The 25984-nt window shown below is 70.3% G+C and carries 21 protein-coding genes; 2 read left to right on the forward strand and 19 right to left on the reverse strand.

Annotated features, from left to right (window positions below):
- Positions 1 to 36: 36 nt before the first annotated feature.
- Positions 37 to 324, forward strand: a complete 288-nt coding sequence (locus BIV25_RS23190) for a hypothetical protein (RefSeq protein WP_071374321.1) — start codon at positions 37 to 39, stop codon at positions 322 to 324.
- A gap of 235 nt (positions 325 to 559) precedes the next feature.
- Positions 560 to 841, forward strand: a complete 282-nt coding sequence (locus BIV25_RS23195; RefSeq protein WP_071374322.1) for a hypothetical protein — start codon at positions 560 to 562, stop codon at positions 839 to 841.
- A 111-nt stretch (positions 842 to 952) separates the two neighbouring features.
- Here BIV25_RS23195 and BIV25_RS23200 read toward each other — a convergent pair whose 3' ends face one another.
- The 19 genes from BIV25_RS23200 to BIV25_RS23290 form a co-directional block, all read right to left on the reverse strand.
- On the reverse strand, positions 953 to 1297 hold the full coding sequence (locus BIV25_RS23200; RefSeq protein WP_079176848.1) for a hypothetical protein: 345 nt from the start codon (positions 1295 to 1297) through the stop codon (positions 953 to 955).
- Between the two features lie 334 nt (positions 1298 to 1631).
- Positions 1632 to 1886: a hypothetical protein gene (locus tag BIV25_RS23205; RefSeq protein ID WP_071374323.1), complete on the reverse strand. Its 255-nt coding sequence runs from the start codon at positions 1884 to 1886 to the stop codon at positions 1632 to 1634.
- A 111-nt stretch (positions 1887 to 1997) separates the two neighbouring features.
- Complete coding sequence (locus BIV25_RS23210) at positions 1998 to 2369, reverse strand: hypothetical protein (protein WP_071374324.1); 372 nt, start codon at positions 2367 to 2369, stop codon at positions 1998 to 2000.
- Positions 2370 to 2397: 28 nt separating this feature from the next.
- Positions 2398 to 2643, reverse strand: a complete 246-nt coding sequence (locus BIV25_RS23215; protein WP_071374325.1) for a hypothetical protein — start codon at positions 2641 to 2643, stop codon at positions 2398 to 2400.
- A 259-nt stretch (positions 2644 to 2902) separates the two neighbouring features.
- Positions 2903 to 4315, reverse strand: coding sequence for a condensation domain-containing protein (locus tag BIV25_RS23220; protein WP_071374326.1), 1413 nt, complete (start codon positions 4313 to 4315; stop codon positions 2903 to 2905).
- A gap of 183 nt (positions 4316 to 4498) precedes the next feature.
- Entirely contained in the window at positions 4499 to 5365 is an 867-nt protein-coding gene (locus BIV25_RS23225) for a tyrosinase family protein (RefSeq protein ID WP_071374327.1), read from the reverse strand.
- A gap of 199 nt (positions 5366 to 5564) precedes the next feature.
- The gene (locus BIV25_RS53105) at positions 5565 to 8219 is read right to left on the reverse strand and encodes an amino acid permease (protein ID WP_371273057.1); all 2655 of its coding nucleotides are present in this window, start codon (positions 8217 to 8219) and stop codon (positions 5565 to 5567) included.
- A gap of 91 nt (positions 8220 to 8310) precedes the next feature.
- On the reverse strand, positions 8311 to 8907 hold the full coding sequence (locus tag BIV25_RS51295; protein WP_071374329.1) for a hypothetical protein: 597 nt from the start codon (positions 8905 to 8907) through the stop codon (positions 8311 to 8313).
- Between the two features lie 123 nt (positions 8908 to 9030).
- Entirely contained in the window at positions 9031 to 12069 is a 3039-nt protein-coding gene (locus BIV25_RS23240) for a SpoIIE family protein phosphatase (RefSeq protein ID WP_256256023.1), read from the reverse strand.
- Positions 12070 to 13169: 1100 nt separating this feature from the next.
- The gene (locus BIV25_RS23245) at positions 13170 to 15131 is read right to left on the reverse strand and encodes a TIGR03960 family B12-binding radical SAM protein (RefSeq protein ID WP_071374330.1); all 1962 of its coding nucleotides are present in this window, start codon (positions 15129 to 15131) and stop codon (positions 13170 to 13172) included.
- Positions 15132 to 15201: 70 nt separating this feature from the next.
- Positions 15202 to 16725, reverse strand: a complete 1524-nt coding sequence (locus BIV25_RS23250) for a CYTH and CHAD domain-containing protein (RefSeq protein ID WP_071374331.1) — start codon at positions 16723 to 16725, stop codon at positions 15202 to 15204.
- A 91-nt stretch (positions 16726 to 16816) separates the two neighbouring features.
- Entirely contained in the window at positions 16817 to 18010 is a 1194-nt protein-coding gene (gene rodA, locus BIV25_RS23255) for a rod shape-determining protein RodA (RefSeq protein ID WP_071374332.1), read from the reverse strand.
- Entirely contained in the window at positions 18007 to 20265 is a 2259-nt protein-coding gene (gene mrdA / locus BIV25_RS23260) for a penicillin-binding protein 2 (protein ID WP_071374333.1), read from the reverse strand. Before mrdA ends, rodA begins: the two co-directional genes overlap by 4 nt.
- Before the next feature lie 116 nt (positions 20266 to 20381).
- Positions 20382 to 21059: a rod shape-determining protein MreD gene (gene mreD, locus BIV25_RS23265; RefSeq protein WP_071374334.1), complete on the reverse strand. Its 678-nt coding sequence runs from the start codon at positions 21057 to 21059 to the stop codon at positions 20382 to 20384.
- 14 nt (positions 21060 to 21073) lie between these two features.
- Positions 21074 to 22015 carry a rod shape-determining protein MreC gene (gene mreC, locus BIV25_RS23270; RefSeq protein WP_071374335.1) on the reverse strand — a complete coding sequence of 314 codons (942 nt, stop codon included), beginning with the start codon at positions 22013 to 22015 and terminating at the stop codon, positions 21074 to 21076.
- A gap of 162 nt (positions 22016 to 22177) precedes the next feature.
- Complete coding sequence (locus BIV25_RS23275) at positions 22178 to 23197, reverse strand: rod shape-determining protein (protein WP_071374336.1); 1020 nt, start codon at positions 23195 to 23197, stop codon at positions 22178 to 22180.
- Positions 23198 to 23533: 336 nt separating this feature from the next.
- Entirely contained in the window at positions 23534 to 23947 is a 414-nt protein-coding gene (gene ndk / locus BIV25_RS23280; RefSeq protein ID WP_071374337.1) for a nucleoside-diphosphate kinase, read from the reverse strand.
- A gap of 63 nt (positions 23948 to 24010) precedes the next feature.
- Positions 24011 to 24373, reverse strand: coding sequence for a DUF4233 domain-containing protein (locus tag BIV25_RS23285; RefSeq protein WP_071374338.1), 363 nt, complete (start codon positions 24371 to 24373; stop codon positions 24011 to 24013).
- 10 nt (positions 24374 to 24383) lie between these two features.
- A complete protein-coding gene (locus BIV25_RS23290; RefSeq protein WP_071374339.1) occupies positions 24384 to 25898 on the reverse strand; it encodes a folylpolyglutamate synthase/dihydrofolate synthase family protein in 1515 nt (504 codons plus the stop codon).
- Between the last annotated feature and the right edge of the window lie 86 nt (positions 25899 to 25984).

Here is a 25984-nt window from a genome sequence, read left to right on the forward strand (position 1 = left end):
GCTACAGATCGCATCCACTCACTCCACGGAGATGACATGCGCAAGCTTCGCAACGTTGCCGTTCTGGTCGCCGCACTCGGCAGCATCGGCCTCGTGAGCGGCACGGCCTACGCCGGCGAGGGCGGCGGCCACGGCGAGCACGGGGACAAGTTCAACATCACCCAGAGCTCTCAGTGCAGGTCGCACGACCTGAACCTCGACGTGCTCGGCGAGGTCGGCCTGCTCAACGGCCTGCTGGGCAACGCCCTGAACGGCGAGGGCAACCCGGGCGCCCAGGCCACGAGCATCGGCTCGACGATGGGCTGCAACAACAGCGCCTTCTGAGGCCGCACCCACGGCGCTGAGGCGCCGGTCGGGTAAATGGTCCCGACACCGGGCCGCGGGCCGGGTGTCGGGACCTTTCCTGTGCGCCGACAAATCTCCGCTGCGGTGAAAAGCAAGTGAAAAGCATTCGGTTCGGCGCGTCGCTCGATTCTCTCGGGTATTTCGTATCACCATTCATCACGGCATAGATGGCGATTTCTCGCGCATCACATCCACCTCATTCCACGGAGATCACATGCACAAGGTCCGCACCGCTGCCGTTCTCCTCGCCGCATTCGGGAGCCTCGGCCTCCTGGGTGCCGGCACCGCCCACGCCGGCCAGGGCGGGGGCAAGGGCGACGAATTCAACATCCAGCAGAGCACTACCTGCAGGTCGCACGACCTGAACCTCGACGTCCTCGGTGAGGTCGGCATCCTCAACGGCCTGGGCGGCAACCTGCTGAACGGCGAGGGCAACGCCGGAGCCCAGCAGTCCTCCCTGGGATCGTCCATGGGGTGCAGCAACTCGTTCAAGTAGGCCGGTGAGCAAGGCCGACGAGTAGCGCCGAAAAGAATCCCCGGTATCCCGACCACTGGTTGGGACACCGGGGATTTTCGTTGTGCCGGTGGCACGTTGTGCCGGCGGCGTTCAGATCTCGATGTGCGGCTTCCTGAAGCCCTTGGGCAGCTTTGCCGTGTTGGAGCAGTCCACGACCGGCCCGACGCTGGCGGATCCGCCGTCCATCGGCGGGCCGTCCGGGAACACCACGTGCGGGCGGCCCTCCGCCAAGCAGTCCTGCGCCTGCTGGAGGACGTGCTTGCCGTCCTTGTCCGAGCGGTTCTCGGTCTTGTGCACACAGACGGTGCTGCCCTGCTCAGTGGTCCTGCAGTCGCCTCTGGGGCCCTCTGCGTACGCGTGTCCGGCACCGACGCAGAACACGGCGAGACTTCCGACGAGCCCCGAAACGGTGGCGATCTTCCGCGGACTGAACATGTCTTGTCTTCCTTTCTTCCTTTACGACGAAGGCCCGGGCACACGCGCCAGTGAATGGCGTGCGCCCGGGCCCGAGAGGGTCGAAGCTGAGGATCCCGCGCCTGGACACGCGCTGTGCGCACCCTGTTACGGGAGTGCCACAGCCCGGACGCGCGCCCCCGACGGGGCCGTTGTGCGTCCGGGCTGCCTCTGCCACGGGTGTCACTCAGCAGGCCGGTGAACAGACCGAATCGGTGCGGGTCCGGGATGCCGAGCTCGTGCGATACGCATCAGGCTTCCGAAGAGGATCGATGCGCCCGTGGCGGCGACGAGGGGATGACTCCTCGGTGCGGTCTTACTCGCCGCCCTCGGGGCCCTGCGGGCCGTAGCCCTCGGGGCCCTGCTCGGGGCCCTGCTCCTGCGGCCCGTGACCCTGCGGCGGGGCGTAGAAGTTGCCGCCGGTGGCAACGGCGTTGGCCGTCGAGTTGGCCACGGCGGTGATCTGCGGGGGCGCGTCCTCGCCGCCGGCTGCGGAGCTGACCCCGGCGCCGAGGGCGCACAGCCCCGCAACCGCCGCCGCTACAACTGCAACGCGCTGAAACTTACGCATGGATAGACCCTTCGTTACCCAGGCGGAGCGCCTGGCTTGACTACTTAATGTGAGCATATACAAGCGCTCCGTAGTTATTGAGGATCTACACCACATGTCGCGTCACGCAGTTCAGCGCGGCATGTCGAGCGGCATTCGCCTGCCGTTGAACCCGGCGGGAACTCCCACCGTCTTGGGTGCATTTGCGGGCACTCCGACCGTCTGGGGTGAACACGTCACCTCGGGGCCGAGTCGCTCGATCCCGGTGCCCAGGAACCCGGGCACCGTCACGGGCTGCACCGGCTTGCAGGTCTCCTGGTGCGGAGGGGTCTCACCCTCGGGCACCTCGCCCTGGATCCGCTGCGTACAGGTGAGGTTGCCCAGAAGGTCGCTGCTGCAGCCTCCCGGACCTCCCGCGGCGTGCGCCTGGGCGAGGCCGACGCAGGACACGGCGATGCCGCCGACGAGCCCCGAGACGGCCGCGATCTTCTTCCTGCTGAACATGGGACGCGCCTTCCTTTACAGGTGCCGCTCAGCCGGTGAAGGCCTGGTTGAACTGGCCGCAGTTGCTCTCCAGGGTGTCGGCGAGGCCGAGCACGCCGACCGGGACGTTGGCCACGCCCGCCTCCTGCGGGCTGCACTCCTGGTAGGGACGGAAGAGGTCGACCTGCTGCGGCTGGTCACCGCCGTAGGAGTCGGCGATGGCAGTGCCGGCGCCGATGGCGGACAGGCCACCGGCCGCCAGTGCCGCGATCACGACCTGCTGAAGCTTGCGCATGGAGCCCTCGGTTCTGTGCTGATACAGCGAAGCTGATTGCCTAGAGTGACGACACAAACACTAGCAGTAGCAACACGGAAGGTTCCACAACGGACATCCACCCCGAGGGGGATATAGCCCCACAGAATCACCGGATGGGCGCCAACTGACCGATAAAAGACCTGGATTGCCGGGCCGTACAGGCCGTCGCGGCACACGAACCCGCGTCAGGTGCCGTACGGAACCGGCACCAACACGGGTGAAGCGGGGGAAAGTTGCGTCAGGAGAACGCCGGCTCCGCGACCCGTGGACGATCGCCCGCGGGCACCGAGACGATCATGTCCCGCAACGCCTCGGCATACCGCCGCACGTTCTTGTACGCGAGGTCGGTGTCCGGGTAGCGGCAGGCGAACCACAGCCCCTCGTCCAGCCGGTTGATCCAGGCGCACACCTGGTCGCCGTACGACACCCGGAGCAGCCCGTACGCCTTCTGCTCGGTCCAGCGGGCCGAGCCGGGGATGAGGCGCGCGTCCACGTACGAGATGATCGAGTACATGTCCGGCGAGGTCGGCCGGAAGTCCGCGCCCAGCAGACGCAGCACCCGGGCCAGCGGAATGCGGGCCAGCGACCGGTTGGCCCGCAGTTCGGCGCGGACCGCGCCGAGCGCGCTCGCGAAGTCCGGTGCCGCGGGCACCTCGATCGGTGCGCCGCCGACGTACCAGCCCACGGAGTCCGACCACGCGGACTTCACCCGGGTGTGGAACGGCACGACCGTGCGGTAGACCGGCTGCCCGCCGAGTTCGTGGACGATCAGGCTGGTCGCCGCCAGGATGCCCACGAGGCTGCCGCCGTAGGGCCGGCAGTGCGCCTCGAACGCGGCGGCGGCTTCCGCGTCGACGAGCGGCTCGCACAGCAGCTTCTGTTCGGGCAGCACGCCACCGGGTCGCAGTCCGAGGTCGACGGGGAACTCCGGGAGCCTTCCGTCGCACCGGCTGATGAACTCCCGCCAGCGCGCGACGATCGCGTGCGTGTCGTCGATGCCGTCCGCGTTCGCCCGCTCCAGCTCGCAGAAGTCGACGTAACTGCCCACGGGCGTACCGGTGACGGGCCGGCCCGTGACGCCCGCCGTGTAGAGCGTGTGGACCTCGTCCGGGATGCGCTGGAGGGAGTAGGCGTCGACGTTGGTGTGGTCGAAGGCCAGGTACACGCTGGTGGAGTCGTCGCGTACGACGGCCGCGTAGATGAAGTTCGGCCAGCTCAGCGCATCCGCCGCGGTGTCGAACCGGTCCTGCAGGTAGCGGACCAGCGCCCCCGCGTCGGCGAAGTCGCCGACCACCTCGCGGCGCAGGGTCACGTCGTCCTCGTCGAGCGTGAACCGGTGCATGTCGTCCCCGGCCCATCTGAAGCCGCTGCGCAGCGTCTCGTGGCGCAGCATCCAGTCGCGCAACGCGTGTTCCAGCGCGTCGAGATCGGCGCGGCCCGGCAGGTCGAACGCCGCACCGATCCAGGTCGGCACGAACAGCCCGTCCTCCCGCACCGAACGGGCCGTTCTGATGTGCGACTCCTGGATGTACGCCGGCGGTCGCGGATCCGGCGGCAACGCCGCCGCGGCCGCGATGGTCGCCGGGCTGAGCGTCCACTCGACGAGCCGCCCGGGCCGGACCTCACAGCGCTGAATGTCAGAAACTCGCACAGTGGCGTCTCCTTCGCAGAAGACACCAGCTTGATCAAGGGGGCGCCGTACGCGAGCGGTGGTCGCTGTGTCGTCGGCTTTTCAGCGGGACGTGTGATGCCTCGAACGGAGAAGCGATCCCTCAACGGCCTTTGCCCGCAGGGACTCTGCCCGCGTGGCGGTGTCCGTGGCACCGGAACGCCCTCACTCGTACCGGTAGATCCCGCTCATGTCCTCCAGTTCGGCCGGTGTGACGTCCCACGGCGGCAGCCTCTGGTCCCGGGCCACGACCCGGCCGTGCTCCTTGTCCCGCGCGCCCGGGGGTTCGGCGGGCAGATACCGGCCACCGGAGTGCCGTTGCTGCCAACGGGTCCACTGCAGGTCGACGAAGGCGTGATGCAGCCAGAAGACGGGGTCGTTGGGGGAGGCGGCGCCGAGCATCACGCCGCCGACCCAGTGGTGCACCCGGTTGTGGTTGTGCCAGGACACGCTGCCCCGGCCCTTCCCCCATCCCTCCAGCTTGTTGCGGAAGCCCTCGGTGACCGTCGAGTTCCAGGGCCAGACGTCGTAGACCGGGTCGGCCAGTGCGAAGTCGAGCTCGTCGCCGGTCGGCAGCTGGATCGGGCTGCGGGCGCGGCCGAGGTCGCGGGTGAGGTACTGCACGTCGGTCACGCGCTCGTTGAGCCGCCAGTGCCCCGCCCGGTAGGCGAACGGGCCGGTCATCACCTGCCGGTCCGAGCGCCGTCCGGTGCCGCCGAGCAGGTCGTCGGTCCACGGCAGGGAGTTCGCCGTGCGGTCACGGGTCCAGTCCCAGTACGGCACGGTCACCGACGCGTCCACCCGGCGCAGCGCCCGCTCCAGGTCCAGCAGCAGTTTGCGGTGCCAGGGCAGGAAGGACGGCGTCATGTGGGCGCTACGCAAATGGTGTTCGCCGTCGGGCGAGTTGTGCACGATGTGGATGTGCACGAACTCGTCGTATTCTCCGCGGCGTTTGATCTCCAGCAGAGCGCTCACGAACCGCTGTCGCTCGGAGCGGGTCAGCCTGTTGACGTTCTTACGGGTGTACGCCATGCTCGCCCTCCTCGTGCACCGGGCCCCGAGCGGCAGTGGTCGGCCCTGCGGCAGTCCGGTTCGTCGGCCGAAGCCGTAACTGCCGGACGATCCTCCAGGTCACCGCCGTGCGGCCGGACCGGTGACACAGCAGTGCGGGCGCGCACTTCTCCGATTGGCATTCAGAATTGCTTTTTCTCCGGCCGGTTGGCGGACGCGGTCAGGGGACGTCGCCCGGTCGCAGGTCCTGCTCGGTCCAGATCGTCTTGCCGGTGGAGGTGTAGCGGGTGCCCCAGTGGTGGGTCATCTGGGCGATGATGAACAGGCCCCGGCCGCCCTCGTCGTCGCTCGCGGCGTGCCGCAGATTGGGCGAGGTGTGGCCGGTGTCGGAGACCTCGCAGATCAGGGTCCGGTCGCGGATCAGGCGTACCTGGATCGGACCGCCGACGTAGCGGATGGCGTTGGTGACCAGCTCACTGACGATGAGCTCGGTGGTGAACGCCAGATCGTCCAGCCCCCAGTCGCCGAGCTGCTTGCTGACGGCGGTGCGGATGGTGGCCACCGCCGCCGGTTCCGGGAGCACCGCCCATTCGGCGTGCTGGTTCCGGTCGAGCAGGCGCGTGCGGACCATGAGAAGCGTCGCGTCCACGTCAGCGGGCCCAGGCAGCAGGCGGGCCACCGCCCTGTCGCACTGCTCCTCCAGGGATCCCCGGCCGCCGGCCAGGACGCGGCGCAGCTGGGCGAGCCCGGCGTCACGGCCGTCGGCCGCCTGGAGCAGGCCCTCCGTGAAGAGGGCGAGGAGACTGCCCGGCTCCAGGTCCAGTTCCGTGCTCTGGTACGGCAGGCCGCCGATGCCCAGCGGCGGCCCGAGCGGCAGCTCCGGACAGTCGACGACGCCGGTGGGCGGCGGGACGACGGCCAGCCCCACCGGCTCCCCGGCCCGCGCGACACGGCATGTGCCCGAGACGGGGTCGTACACCGCGTACAGGCAGCTCACGCCCAGGGCCGCGTCGACGTGCGGCATCCGGCGGCCCGGGCCCCGGCGGCCTGCCCCGGCGTCCTGCGCGGTCTGCTCGACCAGGTCGGTCAGGCGGGACAGCAGCTCGTCCGGGCTCAGGTCCAGCCGGGCCAGCACGCGCACCCCCGTCCGCAGCCGGCCCATGGTGGCCGCGGCGCCCAGGCCGTGACCGAGCACGTCCCCGACGACCAGGCCGACCCGGGTGCCCGACAGGGGAATGACGTCGTACCAGTCACCGCCCACCCCGGACCTGTTGTCGGCGGGCACGTAGCGGCTCGCCGACTCGACGGCGGCGTGCCGGGGCAGACGGCGCGGCAGCAGGCCCCGCTGGAGCTTGAGGGCCACGCCGTAGCCACGGGTGACCGCCGGCATCAGCAGGACACCGACCAGCAGGGCGCCCAGACCGAGGACGGTGACCCCGCCCGTCCTGCCGATCAGCGGCAGGTCGACGGCGGTCGTGCCGTACTCGGGGTCCGCGTAGACGACGAAGGCCGCGTACAGGAACAGCAGGGCCATCATCAGGCCGCCGAGCCCGGGCAGTACGCCCTTGAAGACCAGGTCGCGGGCGCTGCGGGCGAGGATCTTGCGGTGGTACCAGAGGCAGGCGAAGCCGGTCACCCCGTACTGGAACGCGATCGCGAGACCGACCGAGTCGATCGAGTCGGCCAGGACGTTCCGGCTGAACGACGACAGCAGCACGAACAGGGCGATCGAGACCGCGCCCATGCCGAGGGTGCCCCAGGTCGGGGTGAGGAACCTGCGGTGGATCCGGGCGAACCGGGAGGGGACCGTCTTGTGGACGGCCATGGAGAAGACGGTCCTGGCCAGGGGCAGGATGGTGGTCTCGGCGGAGGCCAGGGCGGAGGTGAGCACCATGAGGATCAGCAGCCGCGACAGGAGCAGCCCCGTGCCGTGGCTGCCGAACACGGCTTCCCCCAGCCCCGACAGCACGTCGTCCGAGTTGTCGGTGTTGCCGAGCCCGATGCCCGAGGTGCCGACTCCGGCGAACGCCTGCACCGACGTGGACACCAGCCCGTACATGATCAGGAGCAGCACGGTGGACATGACCGCGGCGCGTCCGGGGATGCGCGTGCTGTCGACGGTCTCCTCGTTGACCGAGAACGCGGTGTCCCAGCCCCAGTAGATGAAGACCCCGGCGAGAATGCCCGAGGTGAGGGCCTTCACCGAGGTCACCTCGAAGGGGTTGAACCAGGAGGCCGAGACATGGATCGCCGTCGCGGGCGGAGCGGTGTAGACCCTGACCAGCGCGGCGACGGCGAAGACGATCAGCACCACGACTTCCAGGCACAGCAGCCAGCGCTGGACGGCCGCCGAGAACTCGATGCCGACGTAGCAGATCACGGTCAGTACGGCGATCCAGACGATCCCCGCCACGGTGGTCCACAGCCGGTTGTCCGCCAGGCCGTGCAGGCCCACCAGCCGGAAGCCGTAGGCGGCGGCGATCTGGGCGAGGTTCGCCATGACGATGACGTCGGCGACGACGATGCCCCAGCCGCCCATCCAGCCGACGCGTGGTCCGAAGGCCCGGGTGGCCCAGGTGAAGGTGGTGCCACAGTCGGCGTTGCTCGCGTTGAGCTCCCGGAAGGCGTACGCGACCAGCAGCATCGGTATGAACGCCAGCATCGTGACGATCGGGGCCTGCAGTCCGACCCCGGCCACGATGACGCCCAGCGTGGCGGCCAGGCTGTACGCGGGACCGGTCGAGGCGAGCCCCATGGCCACGGAGGAGAACATGCCGAGGGCGTCGTTCTTGAGCCCCTTGCGGCCGGGCCCTGTCCCGGGAGCGGGTCGGTCGGCCGGCACGGCGCCGCCGAAGTGCCTCACACTTGATTGCACCGCCGGGCGGCTCCCCTCCGCAACAGCTGCCCGTGCCGCTCAGGCCGGGCTCACCTCGCTGCGCGTCACCACACGCCGCACGGGCGTGTCGTCACCACTCGCCGTGGTGACCGACCACCCGGAAGCTGCCCACCACCCCGTCCTCGCCGAACACCCCCCCGGCGCCGAAGACGCCCCCGCGGCCGAACAGGCCCTCGTCACCGAAGACGCCTCCGTGGTCGCCGCGGGTCACCTCGCCGTAGGTCTCGCCGTGGGGACCCACGGTGGTGACCGGAGCACCGCCGTCACAGGTATAGCCGCGGAAGACCTCGACGGTCCGGCGGCTGTCGTTGAAGATGCTGAAGCTGCTGGAGCCGCTCACGGTGATGCAGCCCTCGGCAAGGGCGGAGTACGTACGTTCGTTGAAGAAGATCTTTCCGCCTCGCTCACGGCCGCGATCGCCTCCGTCACGGCCGTGGTCGCGTCCTCCGCCGTCGCGGCCCTCGCCCTTCTCTCCGCCTGCTCCCCTGCCGCCTGCGAGAACCGCGGGAGCCGCGGGAGGGGCGGCCCGGTGCACGGACCGGACCGCGTGGTGGGCGGCAGAGGCCCTCGGGGCGGTTCCGTCGGCCGAGGCGTAGGGGATGCCGGCGGCCACGAGGACGGTCACGCCCACTCCGGTGCCGACCACAGCAAAGGTACGCGGAGACATGTCACTTCTCTCTGTCGCACGGACGTCGGCCGGGCGACCGATCTGCGACGAACGTACCGACAGCCCCGATAACCGGCATTTCAGGTGAATCACCGGTGTGACGGCAGGGGTCCGAACGGGTCGTCAGGCCGGAGCCGCGGGGAGCGGCTGTTCGGTCCAGATGGACTTGCCGGTCCGGGTGTGCCGGGTGCCCCAGCGCCGGCAGAGTGCGGAGATGAGCTGCAGGCCCCGGCCGCCCTCGTCGGTGGCGGAGGTGTGGCGGATGTGCGGCGTGGTCAGGCTGGCGTCGGAGACCTCGCAGATCAGTGCGCGGCTGCGGAGCATGCGCAGCCGGACGGGGCCGCAGGCGTGCCGGACGACGTTCCCGACCAGCTCGCTGACCAGGAGTTCGGTGGTCATGATCAGGTCCTCGTCGGCCAGGCCCCAGTCGGCGAGCTGGGCGCGGACCAGCTCACGGGCCTGGCCCGCCGCCATCGGGTCCTCCGGCAACGGCCACTCCGCGACGTTCTCCGCGTCCAGCGGGTGGGTGCGGGCCAGCAGCAGGGCGGCGTCGTCCACCAGCGCGCCCTGGGCGGGGAGGAGAGCGGAGGTGAGGGAGGCACAGAGGGCGTCCAGGGCGGACGCGTCCGCCCGTGAGGCCGGCAGGGCGTGCACGGACTGGGAGAGGAGCTCGGCGAGCCGGCCCATGCCGGTCGTGAGGTCCCGGTCCTTGCTCTCGACCAGGCCGTCGCTGTAGAGGGCGAGCAGGCTGTCGGCGGGCAGCAGGGTCTCGTGGGTCTCGAAGGGCGGAGCGGCCACCCCCAGCGGCGGGTCCGGGGTCATGGGCAGGAAGGTGACGGAGCCGTCGGGGTGGGCCACCGCCGGGGGCGGATGACCGGCACCGGCGTACGACAGCCGCCGGCTCACCGGGTCGTAGATGCCGTACAGGCAGGTCGCGAAGGCGTCGTTGCCCAGGTCGCCGACGATGTCGTTGAGGTGACCGAGGATCTCGTCGGGCGGCAGCTCCAGCTCCGAAAGGGTGCGCACGGCCGTACGGAGCCCGCCCATCGTGGCGGCCTCGGCCATGCCGTGGCCCATGACATCGCCGATCACGAGCGCCACCCGGGCCGCGGACAGCGGGATCACGTCGTACCAGTCGCCGCCGACGTCGGCCCCCTGTTTGGCCGGCTGGTAGCGCGCCGCCGTCGTCACCTCGGGCAGCTCGGGCAGTGCCCGCGGCAGCAGGCTGCGCTGGAGGGTACGGGCCCGGGTCGTCGCCTCGTCATAGAGCCCGGCCCGCTCCAGGGACTGCGCGATCAGCCCGCTGAGCGCGGTCAGCAGCGTCCGCTCGTCGTCGTCCAGCACCCGCGGCCGGCTGAAGGAGAGCACCGCCGCGCCGATCTCGCGCCCCGACACCGCCAGCGGCAGAAAGGCCCACGCCTGCTTGCCGCCCTCCCGGATCAGCATCTCGGTCTTCGGGTATCGCTTCAGGAGCTCCTCCGGGGAGGAGACGAAGAGGGTGGTGCGGGTGCGCAGGGCGTCCCCCACCGGACCGGTGGTGTCCCGCACCGCCCACAGCCCGTCCAGCCGTCGGGTGAAGCGCTCGGGATATCCCCGGGAGCCGACCACGGTCAGCCGGTCGCCGACCACGCCCAGCATGACGAGTCCGGTGGCCCCGAGGGGTGTCATCACGCCGTCGGCCACCGCCGCCATCACGTCCTGGGCCGTCACGGCCTCGGCCAGCTCCCGGGTGAGCCCCTGCACCAGGGCCGCCCGCTCCGCCGCCGCCCGCTCCGCCGCCGCCCGCTCGATCTCCCGCAGGTGCCGCTCGGTGGTGTCGGTGATGTAGAGCGTCAGGCCCTGCGGCACCGGCACCAGCCGCAGGTGGTACCAGGACGCCCCGTCCGGCCCCGGTACGTCGAATCCGGCCGGCCGGCTTTCGGCAGCCGTGGCCCGGCACCGTCGCTCCAGCCCCGGCACGGCGTGCAGCGCGGGAATGTCCCAGAGCAGGGCTCCGGCCACGTCTCCCGCGGCGCCGAAGAGCCGCTCGGCGGCCTGGTTGAGAAATCCGACGCGCCAGTCCGTGTCCAGCGAGACGAAGCCGTCGCTCATGTGCCGCAGCGCCCGCCCCACCGACTCGGCGGCGGTGTGCGTCGCGCTGGTGTCCCGGAGGGTGCCGATCACCTTCACCGGTGTCCCCTCGTCGTCCGTGAGCGTCCGGGCGCGGGCCTCGATCCAGAGGTACGTGCCGTCCTGACGCCGGATGCGGTACTCGTCCTGGAAGCCGCCGCGGAACTGGATGCCCCTGTCGAAGCCGCTGACGGCCCCCGGCAGGTCGTCCGGGTGGATCAGCTCCGCCCACGCCTCGATGCCACCGGCCATCACCTCCGGATCGATGCCGGGCAGCACCTCCACGACGGGTCGGTCGGAGGTCAGCCTGCCGGTGCGCAAGTCCCAGGTGTACGTGAGGGACTGCATCCCTTCCGCGTCCCACGGGGGTGCCTCCCGCCCGGTGTCCCACGGGGAGGCCTCCCCTTCGGCGCCCCACGGGGAGGTCTCCGGCAGTCCCGCCCCGCCCTCCAGGGCGCGCAACACGGTGGAGGACGGAGTGAGGATCCCGGACGACCGGAGCCTCTCGGACATCCATGCCGCCACCTCGCCCAGAAAGGCGCACTCCGCCGCGCCGGGCCCGTCGCCCGGGGCGAAGAGGACCGAGAGCGCACCCCGTCGTCGGCTGCCCGGAACGGGAACGGCCAGGTGAGCGATGCCGGCGGGGACGTGGGAAGGCCACAGGGCGGCGGGGTCCCGGCCCGGCACCGGGTCGGGCGGGGCCAGGTCGGGCTGCCAGGCGGTGGTGTCCTCGCGGGCGGCCCTGCTGGGCGGCGCCGTGCCCCGTGCCGGGATGATCAGCCAGGGCCGGACCATCGACTCCGGCAGGCCGCTGTCGGCGACCAGGTAGAGGATGCCGCTCATGCCGCCGCCCGGGAGATGGACCATGCCACCCAGGCCGCGCACCTCGGCCACCGCCTGCTGGAGCGAGGTCAGCAGCACATCGGCATCGCGCCGGTCCTTGTCCACGGCGTCGAGCAGCCGCATCCGCAGCAGGGGCCGCTCAGCGGGGCGTACGGCCTGCACGGTCCCCGGGCCCTGCGGCTGGTGCGACGGGCGGGAGGAGCCGGGCATGGACGGGACGGTGTCATGCGCATCGCCGCCTCTGGAATCGACCACGGTCGACAGTCACCTCCGCTCGCCCGCTGGGCCGCATGGGTCTCGGATGCGCACCTACGGCGATCCGTCTCCGTAAATCATCCTAATCGGGACAACTTACGCGATTTCACCCACTCGGGGGAACCGCTCACCTCGATCCGGGCCCTGGAACGCGGTCCTGGTCGCGCCGTGGCCGCCCACGACCGCCGAGGGCCGGATCCGCTTCGCGGCGGAGGCCGCCGCAGCCGTGGCCGAGGCAATCGGCAGCGAGCGTGCCGGCCCCTCCGCGGCTGTTCCTCGCCGTCTCCGGCGCCCTGGGGCTCCCTCGCGGGCCCCAGCTGCCGAAATGGCTGAGCGCGACCGACCGCCGCACTCCGGTCAAGGTGTCCGGACCCGGAACGGCCCTTGCCGCGCTCGACGCCTGGACCACCCCGCCGGCCGTCGCCGCGGTGTCACGCTCGGTTCGGCGGGACTGCCGACGGGTCGGGAGAGCGCTTCACTGGTGGTGTCTCCGCCGTGATCGCCGCCCTCGGCCTCCTGAGCCCGCGCGGCGGAGATCGGACCAGGACCACGCTCGGCACGCAGCGAGCCCTCCCCCTCGATCAGACCGACCAGGGAAGAGGGCGCGACCGATCACGCAGTCGCGCCTCAGTGCACGTGCCCGCTCGCCGCCGGCGTCGGGCCGATCTGGATGTGGGTGTCCGTCTGCGGGCATTCACCAACGGACCCAAACCCTACGGTGCCGGTCATGGCGAAGCGAACGAGGAAGAAGTCAGCAACTGACCGCATCCAGTACGCAGTTGAGGCCGAGTGGACGGAGGCCGACTCAGCCCTCTTACAGCTTGCCCCTCGTCCCACCCAGCGCCCTCGCGGCGAGGTGTTCAGCAGGTTCACGTCCACTCCACCTCGGAGACGATCTGTGAGGCGCCTCCAGGGCGGGGCAGTGGCGTCCGGAGGGAAGTCGACGGCGCCAGCAGGCGGGGGCGCGAGGCAGCAACCGCAGCCAACGCCGCAGCCACCTCCTCCTCGCTCACTTCCGCCAGCGCCTCATCACCCGATCGAGTGCCTCGCCCACCTCAGTGCGCGTGACCACTCGCCGTCGGTGTCGGACCCGCGTTCTTGACCGTCAGAGGCAGCAGCTTCTTGCCCGTCGGGCCGATCTGGATGTGGGTGTCCATCTGCGGGCAGACGCCGCAGTCGAAGCACGGGGTCCAGCGGCAGTCGTCGACCTCTGTCTCGTCGAGGGCGTCCTGCCAGTCCTCCCAGAGCCAGTCCTTGTCCAGGCCGGAGTCGAGGTGGTCCCAGGGGAGGACTTCCTCGTAGGAGCGCTCGCGCGTCGTGTACCAGTCGACGTCGACGCCGAAGGGGACCAGGGCCTTGTCGGCGCAGGCCATCCAGCGGTCGTAGGAGAAGTGCTCGCGCCAGCCGTCGAAGCGGCCGCCGTCGTCGTAGACCGCGCGGATCACGGCGCCGATGCGGCGGTCACCGCGGGACAGGAGGCCTTCGACGATGCCCGGCTTGCCGTCGTGGTAGCGGAAGCCGATCGAGCGGCCGTACTTCTTGTCGCCGCGGATCTTGTCGCGGAGCTTGGCCAGGCGGGCGTCCGTCTCCTCCGCGGAGAGCTGCGGGGCCCACTGGAACGGCGTGTGGGGCTTGGGGACGAAGCCGCCGATCGAGACCGTGCAGCGGATGTCGTTCGAGCCCGAGACCTCGCGGCCCTTCTGGATGACGTGCGTCGCCATGTCGGCGATCTGGAGGACGTCGTCGTCGGTCTCGGTGGGCAGGCCGCACATGAAGTAGAGCTTCACCTGGCGCCAGCCGTTGCCGTAGGCCGTCGCGACCGTCCGGATGAGGTCCTCTTCCGAGACCATCTTGTTGATGACCTTGCGCATGCGCTCCGAGCCGCCCTCGGGGGCGAAGGTCAGGCCGGAGCGGCGGCCGTTGCGGGTCAGCTCGTTCGCCAGGTCGACGTTGAAGGCGTCGACCCGGGTGGAGGGGAGCGAGAGGCCGATCTTGTCGTCCGTGTAGCGGTCCGCCAGGCCCTTGGCGATGTCGCCGATCTCCGAGTGGTCCGCGGAGGAGAGGGAGAGGAGCCCCACCTCCTCGAAGCCCGTCGCCTTCAGGCCCTTGTCGACCATGTCGCCGATGCCCGTGATCGAGCGCTCGCGCACCGGGCGGGTGATCATGCCCGCCTGGCAGAAGCGGCAGCCGCGCGTGCAGCCGCGGAAGATCTCGACCGACATGCGCTCGTGGACCGTCTCGGCCAGGGGGACGAGGGGCTGCTTGGGGTACGGCCACTCGTCGAGGTCCATGACGGTGTGCTTCGACACGCGCCAGGGGACACCGCTCCTGTTCGGGACCACGCGGGCGATGCGGCCGTCCGGGAGGTACTCGACGTCGTAGAACGCCGGGATGTAGACCGCTCCGGTCTTCGCGAGGCGGAAGAGGACCTCCTCGCGGCCGCCCGGGCGGCCCTCCGCCTTCCACTGACGGATGATCTTCGTCATGTCGAGGACGGCCTGCTCGCCGTCGCCGATGATCGCCGCGTCGATGAAGTCCGCGATCGGCTCGGGGTTGAAGGCCGCGTGGCCGCCCGCGAGGACGATCGGGTCGTCGACGGTGCGGTCCTTGGACTCCAGCGGGATGCCCGCCAGGTCCAGCGCCGTCAGCATGTTGGTGTAGCCCAGCTCCGTGGAGAAGGACAGGCCGAACACGTCGAAGGCCTTCACCGGCCGGTGGCTGTCGACCGTGAACTGCGGGACGCGGTGCTCGCGCATCAGCGCCTCCAGGTCCGGCCACACGCTGTACGTGCGCTCGGCGAGGACGCCGTCCTGCTCGTTGAGGACCTCGTAGAGGATCATGACGCCCTGGTTGGGCAGACCGACCTCGTACGCGTCCGGGTACATGAGCGCCCAGCGGACGTCGCAGCTGTCCCACTCCTTGACGGTGGAGTTCAGCTCGCCGCCCACGTACTGGATCGGCTTCTGCACATGCGGGAGCAGGGCTTCGAGCTGCGGGAACACCGACTCGACAGACATCGGGGGAACCTTTGTGAGCTGACAGGGGTGACCATCAAGCGTAACCCGGCCGGTCGGCCTCCCCGAACGCTCAGCCGGAGACTCCGTACGTGATCTCGCCCCACAGGCCGGGCAGCTCCGCCTCCGCGGCCGCCGCCCGCGCCTCCTCCCTGCCGTACAGCAGCCCGTACGTGAACCCGCTCTCCCCCGCTCCGTGCGCCGCCGCGGCCAGCTCGCGCAGCGTCCGGCGGGCCATGACGCTGTCCTGGTGCTCGCCGAGGAGGGTCGTGAGGGACTTCATGTCCCTGGTGAGGGCGCGGGCCGGCGTGCCGAGGGCCTCGGTGGCCGCCTCGGCCGCGTACCGGGTGCGCTTGGCCTTCTTGCGGGCCTCGTGCACGGCGATGTCGCGCGCCTCGCCGGGCGGGGCGTCGAGCGCCTGCCCGATCAGGTCCGACAGGGTCGCGAGATCCTTGCGTACGGCCTTGTCGAGCACCTTCTGCGGCGGCTTGCCGGCTGCGGGGCGCAGGGGTGGGGTGGCGAGGAGGGTGTCCAGGCTGTCCAGCAGGGTCAGGTGGCGGCGGGAGTCCAGGACGCCGGTGAGATGGCCGTGCGCGCTGCCGTGCCGGGCCTCGGCCCAGGAGGCGAGGCGGGCGCGGACCGGGCCGGTGACGAGCTCGGGCGGGAGGGCGTCGAGGGCGGTCGTCAGGCGGTCGGCCAGCACCTCCTGGTCGCGGTCGACGCCCAGTTCGCCCGCGAGCCATTTCAGCTCCACGCCAATGGTGTCGGTGATGCTCCGGTCGAGGACCGAGCGGAAGCTGCGCAGGGTGCTGCGGGCACGGCGGGTGGCGACCCGCATACGGTGCACCGAGTCGGGCACGTCACGGCGGACGGCGGGGTCCAGCTCGACCAGTACGTCCCGCTGGGCGCGGAGGTAGGCGAGGACGTGGTCGCCGGCCGTCACCGGCGATCGTGCGGCCTTGCTCCGCTGTCCGGCCCGGCTCTTCCTGTGGTGCTTCCGGCCCGAGGTCTGTTCCAGGGCGCGGGCGAGCTTCGACGGTGACGTCGAGGGGTGTACGCCGGCCCTGCGCAGCCGCTTCTCCACCAGGTCCAGGAAGGCGGGGTCGCCGTCGTCGGCCAGCTCCACCTCGATCTCGGTCCACTGGGCGGCCCCGCCCTTGCCGGTGAGCCGCTGTGCGGTCACGGAGTCGACGCTCGCCTCGGCCAGCAGGAGGCCGTCGGCGTCGAGCAGATGCCGGACGTCGCGTGCGGAGCGGAGGCGGACCAGGGGGATCAGCTCGGCGTCCCTGACCCGGGAACGGACCAGGGCGGCCAGCTCCTCCGGGACGGTGTCGGAGAGCGGGGCGCGGATCTCGTCGCGGACCCCGGGAGCGACCGGGAGCTTCAGATGCCAGCCGGCATCCGAGCCGCCGGTGCGGCGGCGCAGGGTGAGGGAGGCGGCGGCCAGGCGTTCGTCGACGGTGTCGTAGTAGGTGGCGTCGAGGTCGACCACGCCTTTGTCGAGCACGGCAGCCACCCCGCCGACGCCGGTCAGGTCGGGCAGCCCGCTGTCGTCGGATTCGTACTTGCGCTCGATCTCGCGTTTCGCATCCGCCATGGACCGAATCTAGTGCGGCACGGGCCGAAGCGGCAGGGGCCGCCCCGGGTGAATGGCGGGAAAACTCCCGTCATCCACCCGGAAAACGACCTCACGCCGACATGGGTCTCTGCACCTTGATCGACTGGAGCAGCCCGACAGCCACCCAGACGGCGAACATCGACGAGCCGCCGTACGACACGAACGGCAGCGGCAGGCCGGTGACCGGCATGATGCCGAGGGTCATGCCGATGTTCTCGAAGGACTGGAAGGCGAACCAGGCGACGATCCCGGCGGCCACCACCGTGCCGTACAGCTCCGTCGAGTCGCGGGCGATGCGGCAGGCCCGCCACAGGATCAGCCCCACCAGGGCGATGATCAGGCCCGCGCCGAGGAAGCCCAGCTCCTCCCCCGCGACCGTGAAGACGAAGTCCGTCTGCTGCTCGGGCACGAACTGGCCGGTGGTCTGCGAGCCGTGGAAGAGACCCTGCCCGGTCAGACCGCCCGAACCGATGGCGATCCGCGCCTGGTTGGTGTTGTAGCCCACGCCCGCCGGGTCCAGGTTCGGGTTGGCGAAGGCCGCGAAGCGGTTGATCTGGTACTGGTCCAGGATGTGCAGCTGCCAGATGGCGACGCAGCCCACCACGCCGACGGTGAGCAGGCCGAACACCCAGCGGTTCGAGGCGCCGGAGGCCAGCAGGATGCCCAGGATGATGGCCACCATGGCCAGCACCGAGCCGAGGTCCGGCATCAGCAGCAGAATCATGCACGGCACGGCGGCGAGGCCCAGGGACTGGGCCACGGTGCGGTGGTCCGGGTACGGCTTGTCGCCCGCGTCCACCCGCGTGGCCAGCATCATCGCCATGCCGAGGATGATCGCGACCTTGAGGAACTCGGCGGGCTGGATCGAGAAGCCGCCGACCACGATCCAGTTGCGCTGGCCGTTGATGGTGGCGCCGAGCGGGGTGAGCACCACGAGCGCCAGCAGGACCGACAGGCCGTAGAGGACCGGCACGGCGTTGCGCAGGGCGCGGTGGCCCAGCCAGATCGTGCCGGTCATCAGGGCGAACCCGATGCCGAGGTTCATCAGATGCCGGACCAGGAAGTAGTACGGGTCGCCCTGGTTGATCTCCGTGCGGTTGCGGGTCGCCGAGAACACCAGCAGAGAGCCCAGCAGGGACAGCGCGAGCGCGGCGAGGAGTATCGGCCAGTCCAGCCGGCGGGCCAGCGAGTCGCGGGCGAAGAGCCTGGTCCAGCCGGCCCGCGCCGGGCCGTACCCGGAGACGGAGAAGCTGTTGACGGTCATGCGGGCATCCTCCGGCTTCCCCGCTTCGGTACCCGTCGTGGCCGCCTGCGGGTGTTGCGGTTGCCCGTGGTGGGCGAGGGCGAGGTGGCGGGCTGCTGGTCGGTGCCGTTGCTCGGGTTGTTCTGCTGCGAGGCCTCGGCGTCCTTGCCCGGGTCGCCGGTGACCTTCGGGGCGGCGATCGTGCCGTCCGGGCGCACCTTCGGCAGGGTCGTCTGCGGCTGGGGCAGCAGCGCCTTCTTGGTGTCGATGGAACCGTCGCCCTGGACGCCGTAGAGCGCGCTGTAGATGTTGCGCACGGCCTCACCGGCGGCTCCCGAACCCGTGCCGGCCTGGGAGATCGTCATGATCACCGTGTAGTCCTTGGAGTACGTGGCCAGCCAGCCGGTGGTCTGCTTGCCGTAGACCTCGGCGGTACCGGTCTTGCCGTGCAGCTGGATCTTGTTCTGCGGCCAGCCGTTGAACTTCCACGCCGCCGTACCGCGCGTGATGACGCCCGCGAAGGCGTCGTTCATGCCCTTGAGCGTGGCCTGGGAGACCGGGAGCTTGCGGGCCACCTTGGGCTTGATCTCCTGGACGGTCTTGCCGTCGGGGCTGATGACCGCCTTGCCGATGGTCGGGACGTACTCGGTGCCGCCGTTGGCGACGGCGCCGTAGATCATCGCCTCCTGGATCGGCGTGACGAGCGTGTCGCCCTGGCCGATGGAGTAGTTGATCTCGTCGCCCTCGCGCATCTTGTTGCCCTCGAGGCAGTTCTCGTAATAGATCCTCTGGACGTAACTGCCGTCTTTCTTGCCGTACTTGCACCAGGTGTCCTTGTTGGCCTTCCAGTAGTCGAGCTTCCACTGGCGGTCGGGGACACGGCCGGTGACCTCGTTGGGCAGGTCGACGCCGGTCTGCTTGCCGAGGCCGAACTGGTGGGCCGTCTTGAAGAACCAGTCCTTCGGCTGGCCCTTCTTGGGGTTGATGCCGCCGTCCTTCTTCCACTCGTTGTCGCCGAGGCCGTAGAAGACGGTGTCGCAGGAGACCTCCAGGGCGCGGCCGAGGGAGATCGGGCCGAAGTTCTCGCCCTCGAAGTTCTTGAAGACCTGGCCGCCGACCGAGTAGGAGCTGGTGCAGGGGTAGCCGCCGTCCCAGGCATAGCCGGCCTGGACCGCGGCGGCCGTGGAGACCACCTTGAACGTAGAACCGGGGGCCGCCTGGCCCTGTATGGCCCGGTTGAGCAGCGGGTAGTCGGAGTCCTTGCCGGTGAGGGCCTTGTAGTCCTTTGCGGAGATGCCGCCCACCCACACGTTCGGGTCGTACGTCGGCGCCGAGGCCATGGCGACGATCCGGCCGGTCTTGGCTTCCATGACGACGACGGCGCCGGAGTCGGCCTTGTAGTTCTCGCCGGTGTTCTTGTCGAACTGCTGGCGGGCGGCCTTCATGGCATTGTCCAGCTCGTACTCGGCGACGCGCTGCACCCGGGAGTCGACGCTGGTGACCAGGTTGGAACCCGACTCGGCGGGCGTGGCCTTGGCCTTGCCGATGACCCGGCCGAGGTTGTCCACCTCGTAGCGGGTCACGCCTGCCTTGCCGCGCAGTTCCTTGTCGTACTCCCGCTCCAGGCCGGAGCGGCCGACCATGTCGGAGCGCAGGTAGGGCGATTCGCTGTTCTTGGCCTGCTGGATCTCGGCGTCGGTGACGGGCGAGAGATAGCCGAGCACCTGGGCGGTGTTGGAGTTGCCCGGGCCGGGGTAGCTGCGCACGGCCTCGGGTTCGGCGCTGATGCCGGGGTAGTCCTCGGAGGCCTCGCGGATCTGCAGGGCCTGCCGGGGCGTGGCCTTGTCGGTGATCGGGATCGGCTGGTACGGCGAGCCGTTCCAGCACGGCTGGGGGGTCTTGGCGTCGCACAGCCGGACCTTCTGCATGACCTCCTCGGGCTTCATGCCGAGGACGCCGGCCAGCTTGGTGAGGACGGCCTTGCCGTCGTGCGGCTGCTTGAGCAGGTCGGTGCGGGAGGCGGAGACGACCAGGCGGGTCTCGTTGTCGGCGAGGGGCACGCCCCGGGCGTCCAGGATGTCGCCGCGCACGGCGGGGTCCACGACCTGCTGGACGTGGTTGCCGGACGCCTCCTTCTGGTACTGGGCGCCCTCGCGGATCTGGAGGTACCACAGGCGGCCGCCGAGCGTGCCGAGGAGGGAGAGGACAAGGATCTGGATCACGACGAGCCGGATCTGGACCCGTGGGGTCCGACCGGTCTCGGGGATGTTGGTCACTGCGGCTGCCTCCCCCTCTCAGAGCACAAATGCGGGTACGCGTACGAATGATGAACGATCAGTCTGTGAACGCACGTTCCGCGAAAGCTGACTCGTTCGGGTGAACCCGGCGCCGCTCACAGCCGCTTGACCCCCTTGATCCGGCCGACCCGGGTCGTGCGGGTGCGGGCCTTGGCCTTGAGCACGCCGAGGCCGCCGCGCTGGTTGCCGATGCGCAGCCCGGTGCCGGACGAGAGCCAGCCCGAGGTGACGTCCCCGGCCTTGGCGGCGGGGCCGCTCTCGGTCAGCGGGTCGTTGTCGGCGCGGCGGGCGAGCCACATGATGGCGGGGACCACGAACGGGGCGAGCAGCAGGTCGTACAGGGCGGCCGAGATCAGCAGGCCGGGCAGGCCGACGTGGCGCGCGGCGGTGTCGCCGACCAGGGCGCCCACGCCCGCGTACAGCAGCGTGGAACCGACGGCGGCGGCGACCACGACGGCCATCGGGCCGGTCGCCGACTTCAGCCGGCCGTTCTCCGGCCTGATCAGCCCGGCGAAGTAGCCGGTGACGCACAGGACGAGCGCGTAGCGGCCGGCGGCGTGGTCGGCGGGCGGGGCGAGGTCGGCGAGCAGGCCGGCGCCGAAGCCGACGAGGGCGCCGCCGACATGGCCGTACACCATGGCGAGGCCGAGGACGGTGAGCAGCAGCAGGTCGGGGACGGCACCCGGCAGATGCAGGCGGGCGAGGACGCTCACCTGGATCACCAGGGCCACGACGACCAGCGCGCTGGAGAGCAGGATCCGGTTGAAGCGCATGGCGAAGTCAGCTCCTAGTGCTGCTGGCCGGTCGAGTCGGACGCGTTGGCCGAGGGGGTCACCGTGACGGTGACCGTCGGCGTCGGAACCGGCTTGGGCTGGGCCGGGAGCACGGTGTCCCGCGGGTCCTTCTTCGGGGCCTCGACGACCACACCGACGATGTCGAGCTTGGTGAAGCCGACGTACGGGGTGACGTAGATCGTGCGGGTCAGGCCGCCGTTGGACGGGTCGACCCGGGAGACCACGCCGACCGGCACGCCCGGCACGAACGGGCGGTCGTTCTGCGAGCCGAAGGTGACGAGGCGGTCGCCCTTGTGCACCTCCGCCTTGCCGTCGAGCAGTTCGACGCGCAGCGGGCGGTCGCCCTGCCCGGAGGCGAAGCCGAGTTCGTCGCTGCCCTCCATCCGCGTGCCCACGGTGAAGTCGGGGTCGTTGGCGAGCAGGACGGTGGAGGTGTCCGGGCCGACGGTGGTGACCCGGCCGACCAGTCCGTCGCCGTTGAGGACGGTCATGTCCCGCCTGATGCCGTCGTTGGCGCCGGCGTCGATCGTGACGGTCCAGGAGAAGCCCTGGGCCGACCCTATGGCGATGACCTGGGCGCCCTTGATGCCGTACTGGCCCTCGCCGGCGATCTTCAGCATCTTGTCGAGCTGGTTCAGCCGGCTGCGGTTGCGGTCGTCGCTGCCCAGCTTCGCCTTGAGGGCCGCGTTCTCCTTCTCCAGGGCGGCCAGGCGGCTGTGGCGGGTGCCGGAGTCACGGATCGCGGAGACGGCGTTGCCGACGGGATCGACGGCCGAGGACAGGCCGTTCTCGACGGGGCCGAACACCGTGGCCGCGGCCTGCCGGGCACCGTCGACGGGGGAATTCCGCCCCCCTCGGATGTCCACCGTGATCAGCGCGAACGCGATGGCGACCAGCAGGACCAGGAGCAGCCGGCTCTCTTTCGTGTCCCTCACGTGCTGCGGCCGTGCCCTTCCTCGATAGGAATTCGGAAGCCCCTTTGCGGCGGTGTGCGAAACGCAAACCGAAGGGGCCCGTTCAGGGGAGCTTATGCCTCTATATCAACGATCCGCCGTACGAGAGGAGTATGTCTCGTACGGCGGAATCGAAGAGTTACGTCATCTGCGCGGCTGGGCGTCCAGCACCTGCTGGAGCGCCTCGAACTCCTCGACACACTTGCCGGAACCGAGCGCGACGCTGTCCAGCGGGTCCTCGGCGATGTGGATGGGCATGCCGGTCTCCCGGCGCAGCCGCTCGTCGAGGCCGCGCAGCAGGGCTCCGCCGCCGGTCAGAACGATTCCTCGGTCCATGATGTCGCCGGACAGCTCCGGCGGGCACTTGTCGAGGGTCGTCTTGACCGCGTCCACGATCGCGTTGACCGGTTCCTCGATCGCCTTGCGGACCTCGGCGGCCGAGATGACGACGGTCTTGGGCAGCCCGGACACCAGGTCCCGGCCGCGCACTTCGGTGTGCTCGTCGGCGTCGAGGTCGTACGCCGAACCGATCGTGATCTTGATCTGCTCGGCCGTGCGCTCACCCAGCAGAAGGCTGTACTCCTTCTTGATGTACTGGATGATCGCGTTGTCCAGCTCGTCGCCCGCGACGCGGATGGACTGGGCGGTGACGATGCCGCCGAGCGAGATGACCGCGACCTCCGTGGTGCCGCCGCCGATGTCCACCACCATGTTGCCGGTGGCCTCGTGGACCGGCAGGCCGGAGCCGATGGCCGCGGCCATGGGCTCCTCGATGATGTGCACCTGGCGGGCGCCGGCCTGGGTGGACGCCTCGATCACGGCGCGGCGCTCGACGCCCGTGATGCCCGAGGGCACACAGACGACGACCCGCGGCCTGGCGAGATACCGCCGCTTGTGGATCTTCAGGATGAAGTAGCGGAGCATCCGCTCGGTGATCTCGAAGTCGGCGATCACGCCGTCCTTCAGCGGGCGGACGGCCACGATGTTGCCCGGCGTCCGGCCGATCATCTTCTTCGCTTCGGCACCGACCGCGAGGATCCCACCCGTGTTGGTGTTGATCGCGACGACGGACGGCTCGTTCAGTACGATCCCGCGACCCCTGACGTACACCAGCGTGTTGGCGGTCCCGAGGTCGACAGCCATGTCACGGCCGATGAACGACATTGAGTTCCCCATCCGGATTCATCTGGCCTTCCTGTGCTTTTGAGGGCATATCAGGTCGGCGAGGCGGGTGCTGTGACGTGAAGGCTTCCATCGTAAACGCGCCTGCACGGCCACTGCGCGAGGGTCTCCGCCATTGTCACCAGATGGCGGGCCGCCTCGCCTGTGGAGACGGTCCATCGGAGGCACGCGTTCCCCCGATCGGCAAGGCATATGCCAAGGGACGGCCGGAAATGTACGGCCGCCCCTGGTCGGGTGTCGTCGAATCGGTCCGGAATCGAGCTGACACACCGTCAGAAAAATTAGCGAAAACTCCTCGCGACGTTCAGGCGCGGCCTGTCACGCCCGGCCCGGGAAGAAGATCTTCACCTCGCGCTCGGCGGACTCCTCGGAGTCGGACGCGTGGATCAGGTTCTCCCGGACGATCACACCGTAGTCACCGCGGATGGAGCCCGGCGCGGCGGCGATCGGGTCGGTCGGACCGGCGAGCGCGCGCACGCCCTCGATGACCCGCTCGCCCTCGACGATCAGCGCGACGACCGGACCGGAGGACATGAACGCGACCAGCGGCTCGTAGAAGGGCTTGCCCTTGTGCTCGCCGTAGTGCTGCTCCAGCGTCTCCTGGTCCAGGGTCCGCAGCTCCAGCGCGGTGATCTGCCAGCCGGCCTTGCGCTCGATGCGGCTGATGATCTCGCCGGTCAGGCCACGACGGACGGCGTCGGGCTTGAGCAGGACGAGGGTGCGCTGGGTCACGAGGTGCTCCTTACGACTGACGTGTGCGGTGGGACGAGGCTACAGGGCGTGTCCGTGCACCCGTCACACAGCGTCAGGTGTAGAGGAGGCGGACTCCGCCCGGGCGGCGAACACGGCCTTCGCCTCGTCCACCTTTCGGCCGAAGTGCACCGACGCCCACCACAGGGCCGCGAACACCGCGCCCATGAAGTACATGGTCGGGACGAAGATGCCGGAGGCGATCAGCGCGATCTGAAGCACCCAGCCGAGGGCCACCCCGCCCGGCCGGGTCACCATGGCGCACATCAGCACGCACAGCACCATGGCGATACCGCTGACCAGCCACACCGTCGACACCGACAGGCTCGGGTCCTTCATCGCGACGAGCCCGGCGAAGCCGATGATGAAGAACTCGCCGATCAAGGTCGAGGAGCACAGCGTACGCATCGTTTGAGCCTCAGCCCTTCCCCAGCAGCAGCCGGGCCTCGCCGACCGTGATGACAGAACCCGTGACCAGCACGCCACCGCCCGCGAACTCGCCCTCCTCCTCGGCCAGCGTGATCGCGGCCTCCAGGGCGTCCGGCAGCCGCGGCTCGACCTGGACGCGCTCCTCGCCGAACACCTCGACGGCGATCGCGGCCAGCTCGTCCGCGTCCATGGCCCGCGGGGTGGAGTTCTGCGTGACGACGACCTCGGCGAAGATCGGCTCGAAGGCCTCCAGCAGGCCGCGCACGTTCTTGTCGGCGCTCGCGCCCACGACACCGATCAGCCGCGTGAAGTCGAACGCCTCCCGCACGGCCTCCGCCGTGGCCTCGGCGCCCGCCGGGTTGTGCGCGGCGTCCAGCACGACGGTCGGAGAGCGCCGTACGACCTCCAGACGGCCCGGGGAGGACACGGCCGCGAAGGCCTTGCGGACGGTGTCGATGTCGAGCGGCTGCGCGCGCTGGGCGCCGACACCGAAGAACGCCTCGACGGCGGCGAGCGCGACGGCCGCGTTGTGCGCCTGGTACGCGCCGTGCAGCGGGAGGTACACCTCGGGGTACTCGCCGCCGAGGCCGCGCAGCGTGAGCAGCTGCCCGCCGACGGCGACCTGCCGCGCCACGACCCCGAACTCCAGCCCCTCGCGGGCCACGGTGGCGTCCACCTCGACGGCCTTCTTCAGCAGCACCTGCGCCGCGTCGACCGGCTGCTGGGCCAGGATCACCGTCGCGCCCTGCTTGATGATCCCGCTCTTCTCACCGGCGATCTCGGCGGGCGTCCCGCCCAGCCGGTCCGTGTGGTCCAGGGCGATGGGCGTGATCACGGCGACGTCGCCGTCGATGACGTTGGTGGCGTCCCAGGAGCCGCCCATGCCGACCTCGACGACCGCCACGTCGACGGGCGCGTCCGCGAAGGCGGCGTACGCCATGCCGGTGAGCACCTCGAAGAAGGACAGCCGGTACTCCTGCGCGGCGTCGACCATCTCGACGTACGGCGTGATGTCCCGGTACGTCTCGATGAACCCCTCGGCGGAGATCGGGGCGCCGTCCAGGCTGATCCGCTCGGTGATCGACTGCACGTGAGGACTCGTGTAGCGGCCGGTGCGCAGCTCGAAGGCGCCGAGGAGGGCCTCGATCATGCGGGCCGTGGAGGTCTTGCCGTTCGTGCCCGTGATGTGGATCGAGGGGTACGCGCGCTGCGGCTCGCCGAGCAGGTCCATCAGCGCGGAGATACGGCTGACCGAGGGCTCCAGCTTGGTCTCGCCCCAGCGGCCGGCCAGCTCCGTCTCGACCTCGCGCAGCGCCCGGTCGGCCTCCGGGTCCTCGGGCCGCCCGGGCACCTCGGCCTGCGGCTGCCCGCCCTGGGTGCGCAGGGTGCGGCTGCCGGCCTCGATCACCGCGAGGTCGGGGTCGCGCGTGGTCTCGGCCTCGACGAGTTCGTCGAAGCCGTCGAGGGGGTCGGGCCGGTCGTCTTCGTGCGGGTGGTCGCTCACGGGGCCAGTCTACGGAGGGGGACCGACAAAGGGTGCGGCGGCCGGTACGGCCGCGGGCCCGGCGTCTGCTCGACACCGGGCCCGCG

Origin of the sequence: Streptomyces sp. MUSC 14 (assembly GCF_001866675.1) — a bacterium.
Classification (GTDB): Bacteria; Actinomycetota; Actinomycetes; order Streptomycetales; family Streptomycetaceae; genus Streptomyces.